General features: G+C 66.0%; 14 protein-coding genes. 8 read left to right on the top strand and 6 right to left on the bottom strand.

All coding sequences use genetic code 11. The features are described from left to right. Positions 1 to 15 precede the first annotated feature (15 nt). Entirely contained in the window at positions 16 to 786 is a 771-nt protein-coding gene (locus tag F6X37_RS10040) for an enoyl-CoA hydratase (protein WP_187611173.1), read from the top strand. 67 nt (positions 787 to 853) lie between these two features. Here the strand turns inward: F6X37_RS10040 and fdhD are convergent, their stop codons facing one another. Then, positions 854 to 1,738: a formate dehydrogenase accessory sulfurtransferase FdhD gene (gene fdhD / locus F6X37_RS10035; protein WP_187611154.1), complete on the bottom strand. Its 885-nt coding sequence runs from the start codon at positions 1,736 to 1,738 to the stop codon at positions 854 to 856. A gap of 158 nt (positions 1,739 to 1,896) precedes the next feature. On the opposite strand from fdhD, the gene F6X37_RS10030 reads away from it, so the two are divergent. Both F6X37_RS10030 and F6X37_RS10025 read left to right on the top strand, forming a co-directional pair. After that, entirely contained in the window at positions 1,897 to 2,373 is a 477-nt protein-coding gene (locus F6X37_RS10030) for a nitrate reductase associated protein (RefSeq protein WP_184062390.1), read from the top strand. A 225-nt stretch (positions 2,374 to 2,598) separates the two neighbouring features. After that, positions 2,599 to 5,799, top strand: a complete 3,201-nt coding sequence (locus F6X37_RS10025; RefSeq protein ID WP_187611153.1) for an EAL domain-containing protein — start codon at positions 2,599 to 2,601, stop codon at positions 5,797 to 5,799. Between the two features lie 61 nt (positions 5,800 to 5,860). Here the strand turns inward: F6X37_RS10025 and F6X37_RS10020 are convergent, their stop codons facing one another. Further along, positions 5,861 to 6,472 carry a glutathione S-transferase family protein gene (locus tag F6X37_RS10020; RefSeq protein ID WP_184062383.1) on the bottom strand — a complete coding sequence of 204 codons (612 nt, stop codon included), beginning with the start codon at positions 6,470 to 6,472 and terminating at the stop codon, positions 5,861 to 5,863. Between the two features lie 123 nt (positions 6,473 to 6,595). Then, on the bottom strand, positions 6,596 to 6,991 hold the full coding sequence (locus tag F6X37_RS10015) for an acyl-CoA thioesterase (protein WP_090803024.1): 396 nt from the start codon (positions 6,989 to 6,991) through the stop codon (positions 6,596 to 6,598). A 206-nt stretch (positions 6,992 to 7,197) separates the two neighbouring features. On the opposite strand from F6X37_RS10015, the gene F6X37_RS10010 reads away from it, so the two are divergent. Beyond that, a complete protein-coding gene (locus tag F6X37_RS10010; protein ID WP_187611152.1) occupies positions 7,198 to 9,096 on the top strand; it encodes an ABCB family ABC transporter ATP-binding protein/permease in 1,899 nt (632 codons plus the stop codon). A 3-nt stretch (positions 9,097 to 9,099) separates the two neighbouring features. On the opposite strand, the gene murU is transcribed toward F6X37_RS10010, so the two are convergent. Beyond that, the gene (gene murU, locus F6X37_RS10005) at positions 9,100 to 9,813 is read right to left on the bottom strand and encodes an N-acetylmuramate alpha-1-phosphate uridylyltransferase MurU (protein ID WP_187611151.1); all 714 of its coding nucleotides are present in this window, start codon (positions 9,811 to 9,813) and stop codon (positions 9,100 to 9,102) included. A 3-nt stretch (positions 9,814 to 9,816) separates the two neighbouring features. Next, entirely contained in the window at positions 9,817 to 10,884 is a 1,068-nt protein-coding gene (locus F6X37_RS10000; RefSeq protein ID WP_187611150.1) for an aminoglycoside phosphotransferase family protein, read from the bottom strand. 224 nt (positions 10,885 to 11,108) lie between these two features. Between F6X37_RS10000 and F6X37_RS09995 the strand changes: the two genes are divergently transcribed. The 4 genes from F6X37_RS09995 to rsmA all read left to right on the top strand — a co-directional run bounded on the left by F6X37_RS09995 (position 11,109) and on the right by rsmA (position 16,886). Next, positions 11,109 to 13,481 (top strand): LPS-assembly protein LptD, encoded by a 2,373-nt coding sequence (locus tag F6X37_RS09995; RefSeq protein WP_090805589.1) that lies wholly within the window; start codon positions 11,109 to 11,111, stop codon positions 13,479 to 13,481. A gap of 65 nt (positions 13,482 to 13,546) precedes the next feature. Further along, a complete protein-coding gene (locus tag F6X37_RS09990; RefSeq protein WP_187611149.1) occupies positions 13,547 to 14,911 on the top strand; it encodes a peptidylprolyl isomerase in 1,365 nt (454 codons plus the stop codon). Positions 14,912 to 14,924: 13 nt separating this feature from the next. Continuing rightward, positions 14,925 to 15,935, top strand: coding sequence for a 4-hydroxythreonine-4-phosphate dehydrogenase PdxA (gene pdxA / locus F6X37_RS09985; RefSeq protein ID WP_187611148.1), 1,011 nt, complete (start codon positions 14,925 to 14,927; stop codon positions 15,933 to 15,935). 108 nt (positions 15,936 to 16,043) lie between these two features. After that, positions 16,044 to 16,886 (top strand): 16S rRNA (adenine(1518)-N(6)/adenine(1519)-N(6))-dimethyltransferase RsmA, encoded by an 843-nt coding sequence (rsmA, locus tag F6X37_RS09980; RefSeq protein ID WP_187611147.1) that lies wholly within the window; start codon positions 16,044 to 16,046, stop codon positions 16,884 to 16,886. Positions 16,887 to 16,891: 5 nt separating this feature from the next. On the opposite strand, the gene F6X37_RS09975 is transcribed toward rsmA, so the two are convergent. Continuing rightward, positions 16,892 to 17,839, bottom strand: a complete 948-nt coding sequence (locus F6X37_RS09975) for a DMT family transporter (RefSeq protein WP_187611146.1) — start codon at positions 17,837 to 17,839, stop codon at positions 16,892 to 16,894. Positions 17,840 to 18,056 lie beyond the last annotated feature (217 nt).

The raw sequence follows: 18,056 nt of genomic DNA, 5'->3' as shown, positions 1-18,056 counted from the left end.
AAGGAGATGAACGGGATGACGACGGATATTCTGGTCGAGCGCGCCGACGCGGTGCTGACCATCAGCTTCAACCGGCCCGGCAGGAAAAACGCCTTCACGGCCGCGATGTATCAGACGATGGCCGACGTGCTCGTAGACGCGCAGGGCGACGCGTCGGTGCGCGCGATCCTGATTCGCGGCAGCGCGGGCATATTCAGCGCGGGCAACGATCTCGAGGACTTCATGAAGTCGCCGCCGGTTGGCGAAACCCCGCCGGTGTTCCAGTTCCTGCGCGCGCTATGTTCGGCGGAAAAACCGGTGGTGGCGGCGGTCGCGGGGCCGGCGGTCGGCGTCGGCACGACGCTGCTGCTGCATTGCGATCTGGTCTACGCGGCCGACACCGCGAGCTTTTCGCTGCCGTTCACGCAGCTCGGGCTGTGCCCGGAAGCAGCGTCGAGCCTGTTGCTGCAGCGCGTGGCCGGCTACCAGGCAGCGGCGGAAAAACTGCTGCTCGGCGAGGCGTTCGACGCGGCCGAAGCGCACCGCATGGGCTTCGTGAATCGCGTGCTGCCGGCGGGCGAAGTCGACGCGTTCGCGGCGTCGCAGGCCGCAAAGCTGGCGGCGCTGCCGGCGTCGTCGTTGCGCGTGACGAAGAGCCTGATGAAGCGCGCGAGCCAGCAGGAACTGCAGACGCAGATGACCGAGGAAGCCGTGCATTTCGGCAAGATGCTGCTTGCGCCTGAAGCGCGCGAGGCGTTCAAGGCGTTCTTCGAGAAGCGCAAGCCGGATTTCCGGCGGTTCGACTGAGGGGTGTGCGACGCAGGCGGGCTTCGGGTGGGTTAGCCGTGAATCGTCGCTGCGCCGCTTCAATCGCTCAAGCTTGCTGCTGCCAGGTGTCGTAATCGACGTAGCTGCCTTCGCGGCAGAAGCTCACGAGCCGCACGCCCGCCTCACGCGCGATCGCAATCGCGAGCGACGACGGCGCCGAGATCGTCGCGACCATCGGCACGTCGACGCGCGCGGCCTTGCGCACCAGCTCGTAGCTCGCGCGGCTCGACAGAAACACGAAACCGTCGCGCGTATCGGCGCGGTCGAGCACGAGCTGGCCGATCAGCTTGTCGAGCGCGTTGTGGCGGCCGACGTCCTCGAACGCAGAGTGAATCGCGCCTTGCGAATCACACCACGCGGCCGCGTGGAGGCCGCCCGTCAAACGAGTGAGCGCCTGGTGCTCGGGCAGCGCGCGCGCGGCGCGTGCGATCGCATCGGGCGCGAGCCGCTGCAAGAAGCCAGTGTCGGGTACACGCTGCGGTTTCAGATCCAGCAGATCGATGCTTTCGATGCCGCACACGCCGCAGCCGGTGCGCCCGGCGAGCGCGCGGCGCTTTTCCTTCAAACCGGCGAACGCCTGCTGCACGACCTGCAATTGCACCTCGGCATGCGGCAGCTCGCCGTGCCCGTGCAATTCGACCTCGATGTCCTGAATGTCGCTGCCGCGCTCGACGATCCCCTCCGAAATCGCGAAGCCGACCGCGAACGCTTCGAGATCGCGCGGCGTGCACATCATCACCGCGTGCGAGATGCCGTTGAACACGAGCGCGACCGGCCACTCCTGGCCGACGTGATCGGTGGCGGTTTCAACCGCCGCGCCGCGATGGCGGCGCACTTCGAGTAGCACCGCGCCGGGTTGTTCGTCGCTGTCGAGGGCGTGGGGCTGGCCGTCCGCCCGCCCGGTTTGGCGCCCGTTTTGCTGTCCGTTCAAGCTGCTTCACTCCTGTACCATGCCGCGCGTCAAAGGGTGCGCCGGGCTCGCCGTGTGCTTCGCGGCGGCCGCCGCGCGGGGCGCCGTCGCGCGAATAAGGTTCTAAAATACCTCAAGCGACGCCCGCACGCTGTCCGCCACCGACAAGGAGCACTGACATGGGACTCAACGAAGCACCGCTTCTGTTCGACTTCGAGGTCGCGTCTTCGGAGAATTTCACTTATATCCCGATGTCGGTGCGCTTCAATCTCGACCGTTTCGGGCTGCGCATCACGCTCGCGCAGTGGCAGCAACTGCCGCTCGAAGATCGTAAGCTGCTCGCGCGTTTCCCGGTCGAAGACGACACGCAGATCGAACCGAATTTCGATCACGCGCTGTTCGAGATGCTGCGCACGCACGCGAACGTCGAACCGGAGTGGTTTACGCCGGAGGAGTCGCCGGCCTGGCGTCAAACCGACAGCGTGCCCGACGGTGTCGCGCATCAGGCGGGGCTGGCCGGTCTCGCCGCGCCGAGCGTCGCGCGCTGGGCCGAGCTCGATCCTTTCAAGCGCTATGTGCTCGCGAAGCTGTCGCGCAAGCCCGAGGCGAGCCACGATTTCGTCCCGGCGATGAAGGAATTTGGAGCGGCCGGCTAGGCGCGGCCGGCTAGGTGCGGCCGGCCAGCCGCTCCCAGCCAGGCGCCCCCACCAACTCGCAGCCTTCCCCCAAATCATCAGTTTTTTTTCACGCCGACCCTCAACCCGCTTCCGATCGCGGCCGTTATCCAAAGGATGGCGCGTAAAAGACTTGCATCGATGCGGCCCGACGCACCGGCAGCGAGCGCGCTCTCCCGCCCTCGGAACGATTGACGTTCGGAATCCATGAATCCTTTTCTATCGAAGCGACTGCTGATCAATATTGCGGTCGTGGTCGTCGCGGTCGGTGCAAACGCGTTCGTTGCGTACACGCAGATTCGCGGGCAGCGCGACGCCGATGCGCGCCTCGCGCGCTCGACCAGCGTGCGCCAGAACCTCGATGCGTATCACGCCGCGCTCGATAACGCGCTCGCCGCTCTGCACCGCCTGAAAGAATCGGGCAAGCCGGTGCCGCCCGACGCGGCCGCTTCGATGACGAACACACTCGCGAGCCGCGAGCAATCACTGCGCGACGAGCTCGCGAGCGAGCCGTACATGTCGGGGGCGCTTGCCAGCCTGAGCGCGGCGCGGCACGCGTTGCAGCACGATCTCGAGGACACGCTGCGCAACCATGCGAGTGACCTGCCCGGAGCGGCAAGCGCGGCGTCGGGCGCGGCGTCGGGCGTGGCGCACGCGGCATCGACCGAAGCACCAGGGGCGGCCCCCCTCGACGCGCCATTCGAGGCATCCCTCGACCCTGCGCCGTCGAACTCGCATCTTGCCCCCGCGCTAGAGCGTGTCGAAGCCGCGCTCGCCACGTTGCGCAGCGAGGAAAACCGCTCGTTGCAGATCTCGCTCGCGGCATCGGCGAGCGACAGCGAGCGCGCGATGTTCGTGCTGCTCGTGACGATGCTCACCGGCAGCGTGCTGCTGTTCCTCACGTTCGGCGTGCGCGAGAACAGCGCGCGCGAAAAACTGCGCAGCGCCCGCGCGCTGGTGCGCAACGACGAGCGTTTTCGCAGCCTGTTCGACGATCACACCGTGCCGATGTACATCTTCGATCGCGACGCGCTGTGCTTTCTCGCCGTCAACAAGGCCGCGATCCAGCAATACGGCTACACGGAAGACGAGTTTCTCGGCATGACGATCCGCGCGATCCGCCCGAACTCGGAAATCGGCCGCCTGGAGACGCACCTGCAGCGTAGCGCCGACCTCCGCCAGAGCCACACGATGGCGGGCATCTGGCGGCATCGGCGCAAGGACGGCTCGATCCTCAGCGTCAACGTGTCCTATCACGCACTGAACTTCATGGGCCGCGACGCCTCGTTCGTGCTGGCGGACGACGTGACCGACCAGATCAACGCCGAAGCCGAAGCGCAGCGCTCGAATCAGATGCTCGAAGCGGTGATCGACAACATTCCGCAGCGCATCTTCTGGAAGGACCTGAACTCGCGCTATCTCGGCTGCAACATGGCGTTCGCGCGCGATGCGGGGCTCGCGTATCCCGAACAGGTGGTCGGCAAGAGCGACGCCGACCTGGCGTGGCGCGCGTTCGCCGACCTGTTGACCGAGCACGATCGCGAAGTCGTGAGCACCGGCGTGCCCAAGATGAACTTCGAGGTCGACTTCGTGATCGACGGCTTGCACCGCACGACGGTCACGAGCAAGCTGCCGTTCACCGACGGCGGCGGTCAGGTGATCGGCGTGCTCGGCTCGTACACCGACATCACCGAGCGCAAGCGCGCCGATCTCGCGCTGCGTCTGCAAAGCCGGGCGCTCGACGCGAGCGTCAACGCGATCCTGATCACCGCGCCGTCGCCGTCGGGCAATCTGATCGAATACGTGAATCCGGCGTTCATGCGCATCACCGGCTACGATCCCGCCGAGGTGATCGGCCACGACTGCCGCGTGCTGCAACGCGACGACCGTGACCAGGAAGGCGTCGCGTTGATCCGCGAGGCGCTCGCGGCGAATCGCGAGGTCAGCGCGGTGGTGCGCAACTATCGCAAGGACGGCGCGCTGTTCTGGAATCAGCTGTTCATCGCGCCGGTGCCGAACGCGGAAGGCGTGATCACCCATCATATCGGCGTCATCAACGACGTGACCGAGCTGATCCGCTATCAGGAGCAGCTCGAATACCAGGCCAACTACGACGGCCTTACGCGGCTGCCGAACCGCAACCTGCTGCGCGACCGGCTCGAACATGCGCTCGTCGTCGCGCAGCGGCATCATTCGGGCGTCGCGGTCGTGTTCCTCGATCTCGACGGCTTCAAGAACGTCAACGACACCCTCGGCCATAGCGTCGGCGACCGGCTGCTCGGCGTAGTCGCCGAACGGCTCGCGCGCTGCTCGCGCACCAGCGACACGGTTGCGCGTCACGGCGGCGACGAGTTCGTGATCGTGATGACCGACACCGTCGACGAGCAATCGCTGATCACGTGGATGGAGCGCGTGCGCGCGTCGATCGCCGAGCCGGTGTGGCTCGACGGCACCGAGCTGTACGTCGGCTGCAGCATGGGCGCGAGCCTGTTCCCGCAGGACGGCGAGGATGCCGAAACGCTGATGAAGAAGGCCGACGTCGCGATGTATCGCGCGAAGGACATGGGCCGCAACACGTTCCAGTTCTATCAGCCGGAGATGAACGCGAGCGCGGGCGCGCGCCTGAATCTCGAACGACGCCTGCGCCGCGCGCTGCGCGACAACGAGTTCCTGCTGCACTATCAGCCGCAGGTCGATATCGGCAGCGGACAGATCGTCGGCATCGAGGCGCTGGTGCGCTGGCACGATCCCGAGGTCGGGCTCGTGCCGCCGTCGTCGTTCATTCCGCTCGCCGAGGAAAGCGGGCTGATCGGGCCGCTGTCGGAGTGGGTGCTGCGCGAGGCGTGCCGGCAGAACAAGGCGTGGCAGGATCAGGGCTTGCCGCCGGCGCGCGTGTCGGTGAATCTGTCGGCGCGGGTGTTCCAGCAGCGTGACATCGCGAAGCTCGTGATGCAGGTGCTCGACGAGACCGGACTCGAACCGAAGTACCTCGAACTCGAGCTGACCGAAAGCACGATCATGCGCAACGCGGAAGAAGCAGTGTCGATGCTCAACGAACTGCACGCGCTCGGCATCGGTCTCGCGATCGACGACTTCGGCACCGGCTATTCGAGCCTCAGCTATCTGAAGCGCTTCCCGGTGGACCGCTTGAAGATCGACCGCTCGTTCGTGTCGGATATCGGCGTATCGGGCGACGATGAGACGATCACGTCGGCGATCATCGCGCTCGCCCATTCGCTGAAGTTGCAGGTGATCGCCGAGGGCGTGGAAACGTCGGCGCAACTCGACTTCCTGAAGGAACGCGCGTGCGACGAAATGCAGGGCTTCTATTTCGCGAAGCCGCTATCGACGGAAGCGATTTCCGAACTGCTGCACGGCGGGTTGGTGCCGGAGCTGGAGCCGGCGTGAGGGAAGCGTGACGCGGCGACGGGTGTCGCCGCGGGTCGCCGCGTGTCGCGTCCAACGCCGGTCACTGAGCCGGCGTGTCCTTGAACACCGGCAGGCTTTCCGCGAACGCGGAAAACTTCTCGAGCCGCGGATGATCGGCCTTGCTGACCGCCTCCGGCAGCATCATGTGCGTGAACTGCCAGGCTACGGCGACGGCCACCTCCGCCGCGCTGAACTGCTGCTGCGTGTCGGGCAGCGGCCCTTCGCCCAACTCGCGTTCGAGTTCGGCATAGGCGGCGAGCAGTTGCGCGCGCACGCGCTCGACCCACGGTTCATGCTGCTTCTCCTGAGGCCGCAGATTGCGCTCGTAGACGATCTGCACGCTCTTTTCGCACGCGGCGAGCGCGAGACCCGTCAGACGCGCGGCGCGCAACGCCGCGTCGGCTTGCGTCGGGAACAGCGGGGTGGGGCCGGCGAGCGTTGCCAGATACTGCAGGATCACCGTCGAGTCCATCAGGATCGCGCCGTTGTCGGCGACGAGCGTCGGCGCCTTGACGACCGGGTTGATCTTCGCGAACTGGTCGTAGGTGCGGAAAACCGAAATCGACTCGTGTTCGAAGTCGAGCGCGAGCAGCTTCATGCAGATGGCGACGCGCCGCACGTAGGGCGAGTCGAGCATACCGATCAGTTTCATCTCGTTTCCATGAGAAGAGCGACTATGCGGCGTCCCGGGCCTCGTGCGCTGATCGGCTGGAACGGCTAGCGGGTGGCGCGGCGCGTGACGCGTGGAATCGCTAGCTTAAGCATCCTCGCCGGCTCAGTCCAGCGCGGGCAGCGCGCGCGGACGGCGGTCGCTGTCGGTGGCGACGTAGGTGAGGATCGCTTCCGTGACCTTGACGACTTCCTGCGAGAGCCTCAACCGCTGCGCGTAGACCTCGACCGACACTGTCACCGACGTATTGCCGGTCTTCACGATATCCGCGTAAAAGCTCAGCAGATCGCCGACGAACACCGGTTGCTTGAACAGGAAAGAATTAACCGCGATCGTCGCGACCCGCCCATTCGCGCGACGGCTTGCCGGAATCGAGCCGGCGATGTCGACCTGCGCCATGATCCAGCCGCCGAACACGTCGCCATGAATGTTCGCGTCCGACGGCTGCGGCATGACGCGCAGCGCGCACGGCTTGGACGGAAGTTGAAGAAGATCGGTCATCGGGACATCCTTGGGAAACGTGTTCGAGTGTATTGACGCGCATTGACGCAATGGCTGGGCCAGTTCGACAGTAGGCCATGCAAAGCGCCGCCAGTCGGCTTCTGCGACAATAGAAAGATCAGGAATTGTACGGGAAAGCACCCAGCGAAGCGCGCGAGCCGCGCGCCGCTGCGAACTCCGGCAGCTCCACACTCTCCCCACGATTTATGCGCCGCGCTCCTTCGTCCGAACCCTCGCCGATTTCCACCGCACCCCGCAACGACTGGCAAACGATCCTGTCGCTGCTGCCATACCTTGCCACCTACAAATGGCGAGTCGGCTTCGCGCTCAGCTGCCTGATAGGCGCGAAGGTCGCGAACCTCGGCGTGCCGATCGTGATGAAGCGCATCGTCGACAGTCTCGCGTCGGTCCGGCATCTGACCGCGCTCGGCCGCGCGCAGGACGCGCCCGGCATCGTGCTGCTCGGCGGCGTCGGCTTGCTGGTGGTCGCGTATGCGGTGGCGCGGCTGTCCACGTCGTTTTTCACCGAGCTGCGCGAAATCCTGTTTTCGAAAGTCACGGAAAGCGCGGTGCGCCAACTCGCGCTGAAAGTATTCCGCCACCTGCACGGACTGTCGCTGCGCTTTCATCTGGAGCGGCAGACGGGCGGCATGTCGCGCGATATCGAACGCGGCACGCGCGGCATCACGCAGCTGATTTCCTATTCGCTGTACAGCATCCTGCCGACGCTCGTCGAAGTCGGTCTCGTGCTCGGCTTTTTCGTCGTCAAATACGAGGCCTATTACGCGATCGTCACGTTCGTCGCGCTCGCGGTGTACATCGCGTTCACGGTGAAGGTCACCGAGTGGCGCACGCACTTTCGCCGCACGATGAACGAGCTCGATTCGAAGGCGAATTCGCGCGCGATCGACTCGCTGCTCAACTACGAGACCGTCAAGTACTTCGGCAACGAGGAGTGGGAAGCGAGCCGCTACGACGAGAACCTGAAGCGCTATCGCGCGGCGGCGATCAAGTCGCAGCGTTCGCTGTCGGCGCTGAACTTCGGGCAGCAGGCGATCATCGGCACGGGGCTCGTGTTCATCCTGTGGCGCGCGACCCAGGGCGTGATGGCCGGGCGTCTGACGCTCGGCGACCTGGTGCTGATCAACACGTTCATGCTGCAGCTGTATATTCCGTTGAATTTTCTCGGCGTGGTCTATCGCGAGCTGAAGCAGAGCCTGACCGACATGGACCGCATGTTCGCGCTGCTCGGCGCACCGCGGGAAGTGCCCGACGCGCCCAATGCGGTGGCTTTGCAAGTGAGCGGCGCGCAGGTGCGCTTCAACGACGTGAGCTTCGCGTACGAGCCTTCGCGGCAGATTCTGCACGGCGTGAGCTTCACGATCGCGGCCGGCACGACGACGGCGGTGGTCGGCCACAGCGGCTCGGGCAAGTCGACGCTCGCGCGGCTGCTGTTCCGCTTCTACGATCTCGACCGCGCGACGGGCGGCGCGATTCGCATCGACGGGCAGGATATTCGCGACGTCACGCAGGATTCGCTGCGCGCGTCGATCGGCATCGTGCCGCAGGACACGGTGCTGTTCAACGACTCGATCTACTACAACATCGCGTACGGTCGGCCGTCGGCGACGCGCGACGAAGTGATCGCGGCGGCGCGCGCCGCGCATATCCACGAGTTCATCGAGAGTCTGCCGAAGGGCTACGACACGCCGGTCGGCGAGCGCGGGCTCAAGCTGTCCGGCGGCGAAAAGCAGCGCGTCGCGATCGCGCGGACCATACTCAAGAATCCGCCGATCCTGTTGTTCGACGAAGCGACGTCCGCGCTCGATTCACGCTCCGAGCGCGCGATCCAGCATGAGCTCGACCTGATCGCGCGCGAACGCACGACGCTGATCATCGCGCACCGGCTGTCGACGGTCGTGCACGCGCAGCAGATCATCGTGATGGACAAAGGGCGCATCGTCGAGCGCGGCACGCACGCGGAGCTGTTGCGCGCGAACGGTTTGTTCGCGCAGATGTGGGCGCTGCAGCAGCGCGCCGCGCACACCACGGATGCGGTGGAAAGAGCGGAAGCAGTCGGGGCAGGTGAGAGCCCGGCGAAGTAAAGCTCAGCGCGCGCGCAGCAGCCGATCGAGCGCTTCCAGCTGCGCCTGGGTGCCGATGTTCTCCCACAAGCCTTCGTACAGCTCGCCGCTCGCGAGCCCACGCGCGATGGTCGCGCGGTAATACGGGCTCAGCGCGCGCCGCGTGCCGCGCGGCAGATCGCGGAACATGCGCGTGTCGTACAGACCGAAACTGCCGAACGTGAGGCGCGGCTGCGCGTCGAGCGACAGCACGCCGTCGACGAGACCAAAGTCGCCGTTCGGGTGAAACGCCGGGTTCGGCACCATCACCAGATGCATGCCGGGCTCGGGCAGCGCCTTCAGCCGGCCGGCGTGCGCGTGCAGCGCGGCGTAGTCGTACTCGGTGTACACGTCGCCGGCCACCGCGACGAACAACTGATCCGCGCCGTCGTCGGTCAGTAGCGGCAGCGCCTGCGCGATGCCGCCCGCGGTCTCCAGCGCCTCGTGCTCGGGCGAGTAGCGCAGCTCGACCTGCCAGCGCGAACCGTCGCCGAGCGCGGCTTCGAGCTGCGCGCCGAGCCACGCATGATTGATCACGATGCTACGGATGCCGGCCCGCGCGAGCCGTTCGATCTGCCATACGATCAGCGGCTTGCCGCCCACTTCGAGCAAGGGCTTCGGGCACGCGTCGGTCAACGGACGCATGCGCTCGCCGCGGCCCGCGGCGAAAATCATCGCTTTCTTTACGGACATCGTCATCGGTCAGAAGGTGTAGCCGATTTCCTGCGCGCGGCCGTCGAGGTCGTCGAGCAGTTTCGCGAACCCGCGCAGCGGCGTGTAACGCTCCGCCACCTTGCGTGCATAGCCGATGAAGCGCGGCAGGTCGTTCATGTAATGCGCCTTGCCGTCGCGGTAGTTGATGCGGCAGAACAGGCCGAGCACCTTGATGTGCCGCTGCAGCCCCATCCATTCGAGCTGGCGGTAGAACTCGCCGAAATCGGCATCGACCGGCAGGCCGGCTTTTTTGGCGCGCTCCCAGTAGTACGCGAAGCAGTCGAGCTCGAACTCCTCGTCCCAACTGAGGAACGCGTCGCGCAGCAGCGACACGACGTCGTACGTGATCGGCCCGTACACCGCGTCCTGGAAGTCGAGCACGCCTGGGTTCGGCTCGGCGATCATCAGATTGCGCGGCATGAAATCGCGCAGCATGAAGCTTTGCGGCTGCGCGCGCGCGCTCGCGATCAGCAGCGCGAACGTTCGATCGAGCAGCGCGCGCGTGGCGGCATCGACCTCGCGGCCAAGGTGCCGGCCGATGAACCACTCGGGCATCAGCTCCATCTCGCGGTGCAGGAACGCTTCGTCGAACGGCGGCAGCACGTCTTCGCGCGAGCTGAGCTGCCAGCGGATCAGCGCGTCGAGCGCGTCGCGCATCAGCGCGCGAGCCGCGCGCGTGTCGCCCGCGGCCTGCGCGTCGGTCAGCGCGCCCAGATACGACGCGGTGCCGAGATCGGTGACGAGCATGAAGCCCGCGTCGAAGTCGACCTCGAGCACGCGCGGCACGTGCACGCCGGCGGCGGCGAGCAATTGCGCGATCTGTACGAATTCGCGGCATTTTTCGGGCGGCGGCGCGTCGACGGCGATCAGCGTGGCCGCGCCGTTGCCTTGCGCCGCCTTACCGGCGAGCCGGAAATAACGGCGGAAACTGGCGTCGGACGAGGCCGGAACGAGGGTGTCGGGCTCGAGCGCATGGCGCGCCGCGTGGCTTCGCAGCCAGGCCTTGAGCAGGGAGAGACGGGTGTCGGTGAAATCTTGGGTGGAAGGCAGCGTCATGAAAAGCGGCGGCAAATTCTTGGGGGCAACGTCTTGCCATATAATACCCCACGACTTTTTTGACGCGACTCACACGCCAGCTTTCGCGTGCTCCGTTTCACCGCCCGCCTTATCACTCGGCAAATTGGGAATCCAGACGTGCAGCCGACTCTAACGGTCGCGGTGTGCAGGCGGTGGATCGTGACGACGGAAGCTTGCGCACGGGTCGACTCGCCAAACGATACATGCCGCCCAGACAGCTTTCCGATACCACTCCTTCCTGTGCAGTAGTGCCGCGCAAAAGGCGGCTCGTCGCGGCGCTGATCGCCGTTCCGGGCCTGATGCCCGCGCTTGCGCACGCCCAGCTGGTGGGGGAAGCTGCGCAACCGCAGGCGGTCTACCCGCCGTGGGGCATGCAGCTTGCGCCGCAGCTCGAGGATCATCCGTTGCAAACGGGCCAGCGGCCGGCCACCTTCGTGCTCGGCGACCACGCGAGCGGCACGATCGACCAGGATCTGGCCGCCAAGGGCTCGGCGGAAGTGCGGCACAACACGTCCGTGATCAAGGCCGACGCCCTGCACTACGATCAGGACACGGACATGGCCGATGCGTACGGCAATGTCCACGTGATCAATACCGGCAATACCTTCATCGGACCCGAAGCGCATCTGCGCGTCGATTCGACCGAAGGCTTCATGACCGCGCCGAAATACCACTTCACGCTGACGGGCGGCTCGGGCAGCGCGCAGCGCGTCGACCTGCTCGACGCGGAGCGCTCCGTGTTCACGAAGGGCACCTACACGGCGTGCGCGTGCACGGACAATCCGGCCTGGTACATCAAGGGCAGCGAGTTCGATTTCGACACCGGCGCCGACGAAGGCGTCGCCTACAACAGCGTGCTGTTCTTCCAGGGCGTGCCGGTGTTCGCGTCGCCGTGGCTGTCGTTCCCGCTGTCGGGCGATCGGCGCAGCGGCCTGTTGCCGCCCACGTTCTCGCTGAGCTCGACGAACGGTTTCGAGCTGTCGGTGCCGTATTACTTCAACATCGCGCCGAATCGCGATCTGACGGTCACGCCGCGTCTGATCTCGAAGCGCGGTGTGCAGTTGCAGAGCACGTTCCGCTATCTGTCGCCGACGTATTCCGGGTCGATCACCGGTGAATTTCTGCCCGACGATCGCCTGACGAAGACCAACCGCTACGCGCTGTACATCCAGCACAACCAGAATTTCGGTAACGGCTTCGGCGGCTACATCTATTACAACAAGGTTTCGGACAACACCTATCCGGAAGACCTGTCGTCGTCGGTCAACCAGTTCATGAACGGCACCCAGCTCCTGTATCAGCAGGAAGCCGGGTTGACCTACAACAACGGACCGTGGTCCGTGCTCGCGCGCGAGCAGCACTGGCAGACGCTGGAGCCGTCGGTCGCGCCGTACGGCCGCCAGCCGCAGTTGAACGTCAAGTACGCGAAGTACAACATCGGCGGCTTCGATTTCGGCGCCGAAGCCGACTACACGAACTTCCGCATCACCACCGCGGATCTGAGCGAAGGCCAGCGGGTGCTGTTCAACCCGTACCTGTCGTATTCGGTGGTGGGGCCGGGCTACTTCGTCACGCCGAAGGTGCAGTGGCACTTTGCGTCGTACAACCTGAACAACATCGGCACCGATCTGGCGAACGTGCCGGGAGCGCAGAAGAATTTCACCGAGTCGATTCCGACCTTCACGTTCGACACGGGACTGACGTTCGAGCGCTCGGTGCGCATTTTCGGCGCGGACTATATCCAGACGCTGGAGCCGCGCCTGTACTACGTGTACACGCCGTACCGCAATCAGAACAACGCGCCGCTGTTCGATACCGCCGAATCCGACTTCGGTCTCGCGGAAATCTTCACGCCGAATACGTTCGTCGGTAACGACCGGATCGCCGACGCGAACCGCCTGACCGCCGGTCTCACCACGCGCTTCATCAACCCGTCCACCGGCGACGAGCGCGCGCGCTTCGTGATCGCGCAGCAGTATTACTTCCGGGATCAGCGCGTTACGCTGACGCCGACCCAGACCAGTACCCAGGCCACGCACTCGGACCTGATCGCGGGAGCGTCGATCAAGCTGGGCGCCGGTTTCGCTTCGGAAACGGCGTTCCAATATAATGCGGACAATAACCAGCTCACGAAGACGAGTGTCGGCTTCGGGTTCAGTCCGGCGAGCGGCAAGGTCGTCAACGTCGCGTACCGCTACACGCGCGCCAACACCACGCTCGACAACCAGCCGATCAATCAGGTGCTGATTTCGGGCCAATGGCCGCTGACGCACCGGATGTACGGTGTCGGCCGGTTCAACTACGATCTGGGTGGCCACCGTGTCGTCGACGGCCTGGTCGGCCTGCAATACGACGCGGACTGCTGGACGCTCGGCGCCGGCATCCAGCGCTACGCGAACGGCCTGAACTCGTCGGGACAGAATCAGTCGAGCACACGGTTTCTGGCGCAGTTGACGTTCAAGGGCTTGTCGAGCGTCGACAACGGGCTGATGACCGCGTTCCGCAGCAGTGTGGCCGGCTACATGCCGTTGCCGCCACCGCCACCGCCGGAGTCGCGGTTCACCAACTACGAATGACGGTCGCCCGGTCATTCACGGCTTGCGAAAAGACGGGCGAAGCGCCCGACATCATTGGAGTATCTGTGGCAATCATGAAACAGCTTCGCTTGGCAATACTCGCGGCGGGTCTCGTCGCCGCAGCGTCCTTCGTTCCAGTCGCGTCGGTACAGGCGCAGGCATTGGCCGGCAATAGCGGCCAGACGGTGGACACCATCGCCGCAGTGGTCAACAACGGTGTCATCACGCAGCGCGAGCTCGACGAGCGGGTCGGTCTGATCGCGCACCGGCTGAACCAGCAGAACGCCCCGGTGCCGCCGACGGACCAGTTGCGCCAGCAGGTGCTCACGCAGATGGTGCTCGAGCGCATCCAGCTGCAGAAGGCCAAGGAAGACGGCATCACCATCGACGACGCGGCCGTGCAGCGCACGCTCGAGCGTCTCGCGCAGGCGAACAACATGTCGCTCGCCATGTACCGCGCGCGCATCGAGGCGCAAGGCGTGCCCTGGACCACTTTCACGAGCGACGCGCGCACGGAGCTGACGCTGTCGCGTCTGCGCGAGAAGGAAGTGGACAGCAAGATCACGGTGACGGACGCCGAGGTCGCGAACTATATCGCCAGCCAGCGCGGCCCGGGCGCCGGCCAGACGAACGACCTGCACGTCCAGCACATTTTCGTGAAGGCGCCGCTGAACGCGTCCGAGACCGACATCGAGGCGGCGCAGAAGAAGGCCGGGGGTTTGCTCGCCGAAGCGAAGGGCGGCGCGAATTTCGAAAAGCTCGCGAAAGCCAATTCGCAGGCGCCGGACGCGTCGAAGAACGGCGGCGATCTCGGCTTCCTCGCGCCGTCGAAGCTGCCGCCCGAGTTCGTGAAGGCCGCGTCGGCACTGCGTCCGGGTGAGATCAATCCGGATCTGATCCGCACCAACGACGGCTTCGAGATCGTGCGTCTGGTCGAGCGCCGTGCCGGCCAGGGCACCAGCGCGGACGCGCCGAAGCTCGTGCAGACGCACGTGCGCCATATTCTGCTGCGCGTCGGCGACGGTCTGTCCGAACCGCAGGCACGCCAGAAGCTGCTCGACATCCGCAACCAGATCGCCGCCGGCGGCGACTTCGCGAAGTTCGCGCGCACCTACTCGCAGGACGGCTCGGCGTCGCAAGGCGGTGACCTCGGCTGGGTCAGCCCGGGCGAGACGGTGCCCGAGTTCGAGCGCGCAATGAACTCGCTGCAGGACGGTCAGATCAGCGAACCGGTGCGCAGCGAATACGGCTACCACCTGATTCAGGTGCTCGGCCGCCGCGATGCGCAAGGCTCGATTGCGCAGCAGATGGATCTCGCGCGTCAGGCCATCGGCCAGCGCAAGGCGGAACAGGCGTATGCCGACTGGTTGCGCGAGCTGCGCGATACCGCGTACGTCGAAGTGAAGCCGGCCACGGCGAACGTGCAATAACAGAGCCAATGCGATGACGAGCGCTGCCCAGCCCACCCACCGCCCGCTGCAGATCGCGATCACGACCGGCGAGCCCGCCGGCGTCGGTCCCGAGCTGACCGCGCAGGCGCTGGCCGGCGCGGCGGCGCACTGGCCTCAGGCGCAGTTCACCGTGCTCGGTGATGCGCAACTGCTCGCTGAGCGCGCGCGCGCGGTCGGCGTCGATTGGGCGGCGCTGCTCGCGCCAGGCCCGCGCGTGCGGCTCGAACATCACTCGCTTGGCGCACCAGCGCAGGCAGGCGAGCTCGACGCCGCGAACGGCCGCTATGTGCTCGATCTGCTCGATGCGGCGATCGACGGCGCGGTGGCCGGCAGGTTCGACGCGATCGTCACCGCGCCGCTGCAAAAAAGCACGATCAACGACGCCGGTGTGCCGTTTACCGGCCACACCGAATATCTGGCCGAGCGCACCCATACGCCGCGCGTCGTGATGATGCTTGCGGGCACCGGCAAGCGGCCGCTGCGCGTCGCGCTTGCGACCACGCATCTGCCGTTGAAGGACGTGTCGGCGGCTTTGACGATCGAAAGCCTCGTCGCGACGCTGCGCATCATCGATCACGACCTGCGTCACCACTTCGGCTTGCCCGCGCCGCGCATCCTCGTGACGGGGCTCAATCCGCACGCTGGCGAAAACGGCTATCTGGGCCGCGAGGAAATCGACGTGATCACGCCGGCGTTGCGGCAGGTGAACGGCGAGGGCGTCGACGCGCGCGGTCCGTATCCGGCCGACACGCTGTTTCAGCCGCGTTATCTCGACGAAGCCGACTGCGTGCTCGCGATGTTCCACGACCAGGGCCTGCCGGTGCTGAAATTCGCGACGTTCGGCGAAGGGATCAACGTGACGCTCGGCCTGCCGATCATCCGCACGTCGGTCGATCACGGCACCGCGCTCGATCTGGCCGGCACCGGCCGCGCCGACGCGGGTAGCCTGATGGCCGCGATCGACACGGCGGTGTCGATGGCGCAGCATCGTCGCGCGGGCTGAGGCGCGGGTAGCGTGGGCGGTCGCGGTGCTCGTGACGCGCCGCGTGGCGTCGTGTTTCCACCGTGACGTCTTTCATTCTCAAGCAGTTTTCTTTCTAGCGTTTCTCCGATGTCCACCAGCAGACAGCAAGGCCGGCACCAGGGCCATCTCGCGCGCAAGCGTTTCGGTCAGAACTTCCTGGTCGACATGGGCGTGATCGATTCGATCGTCGACGTGATCCGGCCGCAGCGCGGCGAGCGCATGGTCGAGATCGGGCCGGGCCTCGGCGCGCTGACCGAGCCGCTGATCGAGCGGCTCGCGACGCCCGACACGCCGCTGCACGCGGTCGAACTCGACCGCGATCTGATCGGCCGTCTGAAGACGAAGTTCGGCAACCTGCTCGAACTGCACGCGGGCGACGCGCTCGAATTCGACTTCGGCTCGCTCGCGGCACCGGGCGACAAGGCGTCGCTGCGCATCGTCGGCAATCTGCCGTACAACATTTCGAGCCCGCTGCTGTTTCATCTGGCGACGTTCGCGGAGCGCGTGATCGACCAGCACTTCATGCTGCAGAACGAGGTGGTCGAGCGGATGGTGGCGGAGCCGGGCACGAAGGCGTTCAGTCGCCTGTCGGTGATGCTGCAGTACCGCTACGTGATCGACAAGCAGCTCGATGTGCCGCCCGAGTCGTTCCAGCCGCCGCCGAAGGTCGATTCGGCGATCGTGCGGATGATTCCGTACGAGCGGCACGAACTGCCGGTGGTCGACGAACGCGTGCTCGGCGGGGTGGTGACGGCGGCGTTCTCGCAGCGTCGCAAGATGTTGCGCAACACGCTTGCCGCGCTGCGCGACACCGTCGATTTCGACGCGCTCGGCTTCGATCTGCAACGCCGCGCGGAGGACGTGCCGGTCGCCGAATACGTGAGTGTGGCGCAGGCGGTGGCGGCGCGCTCGGCCGCTGCGCCGGAATAGACCGCTTACCGTTTCGCCGGCGCGTTGACGAGCGCGATGCCGGTCAGCACCAGCAGCGCGGCGATCAGAAAGCGCGCGCTGAACGACTCGCCGAGCAGCAGCACGCCGAAAGTGACGCCGAACAGCGGCGTCAGAAACGAAAACACCGACAGCCTCGACGCGATGTAACGCGTCAACAGCCAGAACCACAACAGATAGCTGACGAACGCGACGATCACGGCTTGATACGCGAGGCTCGCGAGCGCGAGCGGCGTCACGCTTTCCACGCGCACCTCGCCGAGCCCCAGCGCCAGCGCGAGCAGCACCACCGCCGACACAGTCAGCTGATAGAACAGCGTCTTGCTCGCGCTCGTCCGCGCGAGCCGCGAGCCGCGCACGATCACCGTGGTCGCGGCCCACGCGATGCCGCCGAGCACGCCGAGCGCATCGCCGGCCGCGCCCGCGAGCGTCGAGCCGTGGGCCGCGCTTGCAGCCGTGCCCGCGTCCGGGTGCAGGAAGCCGTCCGCGAACGCGAGCGCCATCCCCGCGAACGCGACGACAATGCCGAGCCACTGGATGCGCCGCATGCGTTCGCCATCGACGAACCAGTGCAGGCCGAGTGCCGTGAAACACGGCGCCGTGTACAGAAAGACCGCCATGCGCGACGCGCTCGTCAGCGTCAGGCCGAGAAAGATGCAGACGAACTCGGCCGCGAACAGCACGCCCGCGAGCAGGCCCGCGCCGAGCGTGCCGTCATCGCGAAAGAGCGGCGTGCCGCGCGAGCGTGCCCATGCCCACACGAGCAGCGCCGCGATCGTCGAGCGCAGTCCTGCCTGAAAGACCGGCGGCACCGCTGCATTGGTGGTCTTGATCGCGACTTGCTGCAGCCCCCAGATTGCGCACAGGCCGATCATCAACAGGATCGCGAAGCTATCCGGGGCGCGGCGCGCGGGCAGGGCGGTGGTCGTGCTCATGGCGGTGTGGTGAAGAGGTGGAGAGTGCACGGCGAGCCGGTCGGTCCGGTGCGCGGCGAAAACGCCGAGCGTCAGTCGTCGGCGTTTTTGATGGTGTCGGCACGAAGCAAGATTGCCGGGCGAATTCGCCCGGCGTCAATTCGCCGGGTGCAACGTGAAGCCGGGCTGTGTTTTCATCGTTCTGGCTGACAGCGCGACTCGTGCCCGCCACCGGACG

This window comes from Paraburkholderia sp. 31.1, from assembly GCF_014397645.1.
GTDB classification, from domain to species: Bacteria; Pseudomonadota; Gammaproteobacteria; order Burkholderiales; family Burkholderiaceae; genus Paraburkholderia; species Paraburkholderia tuberum.
The sequence above is the reverse complement of the archived record's forward strand: the minus strand, read 5'-3'. Positions and strand labels throughout refer to the sequence as shown.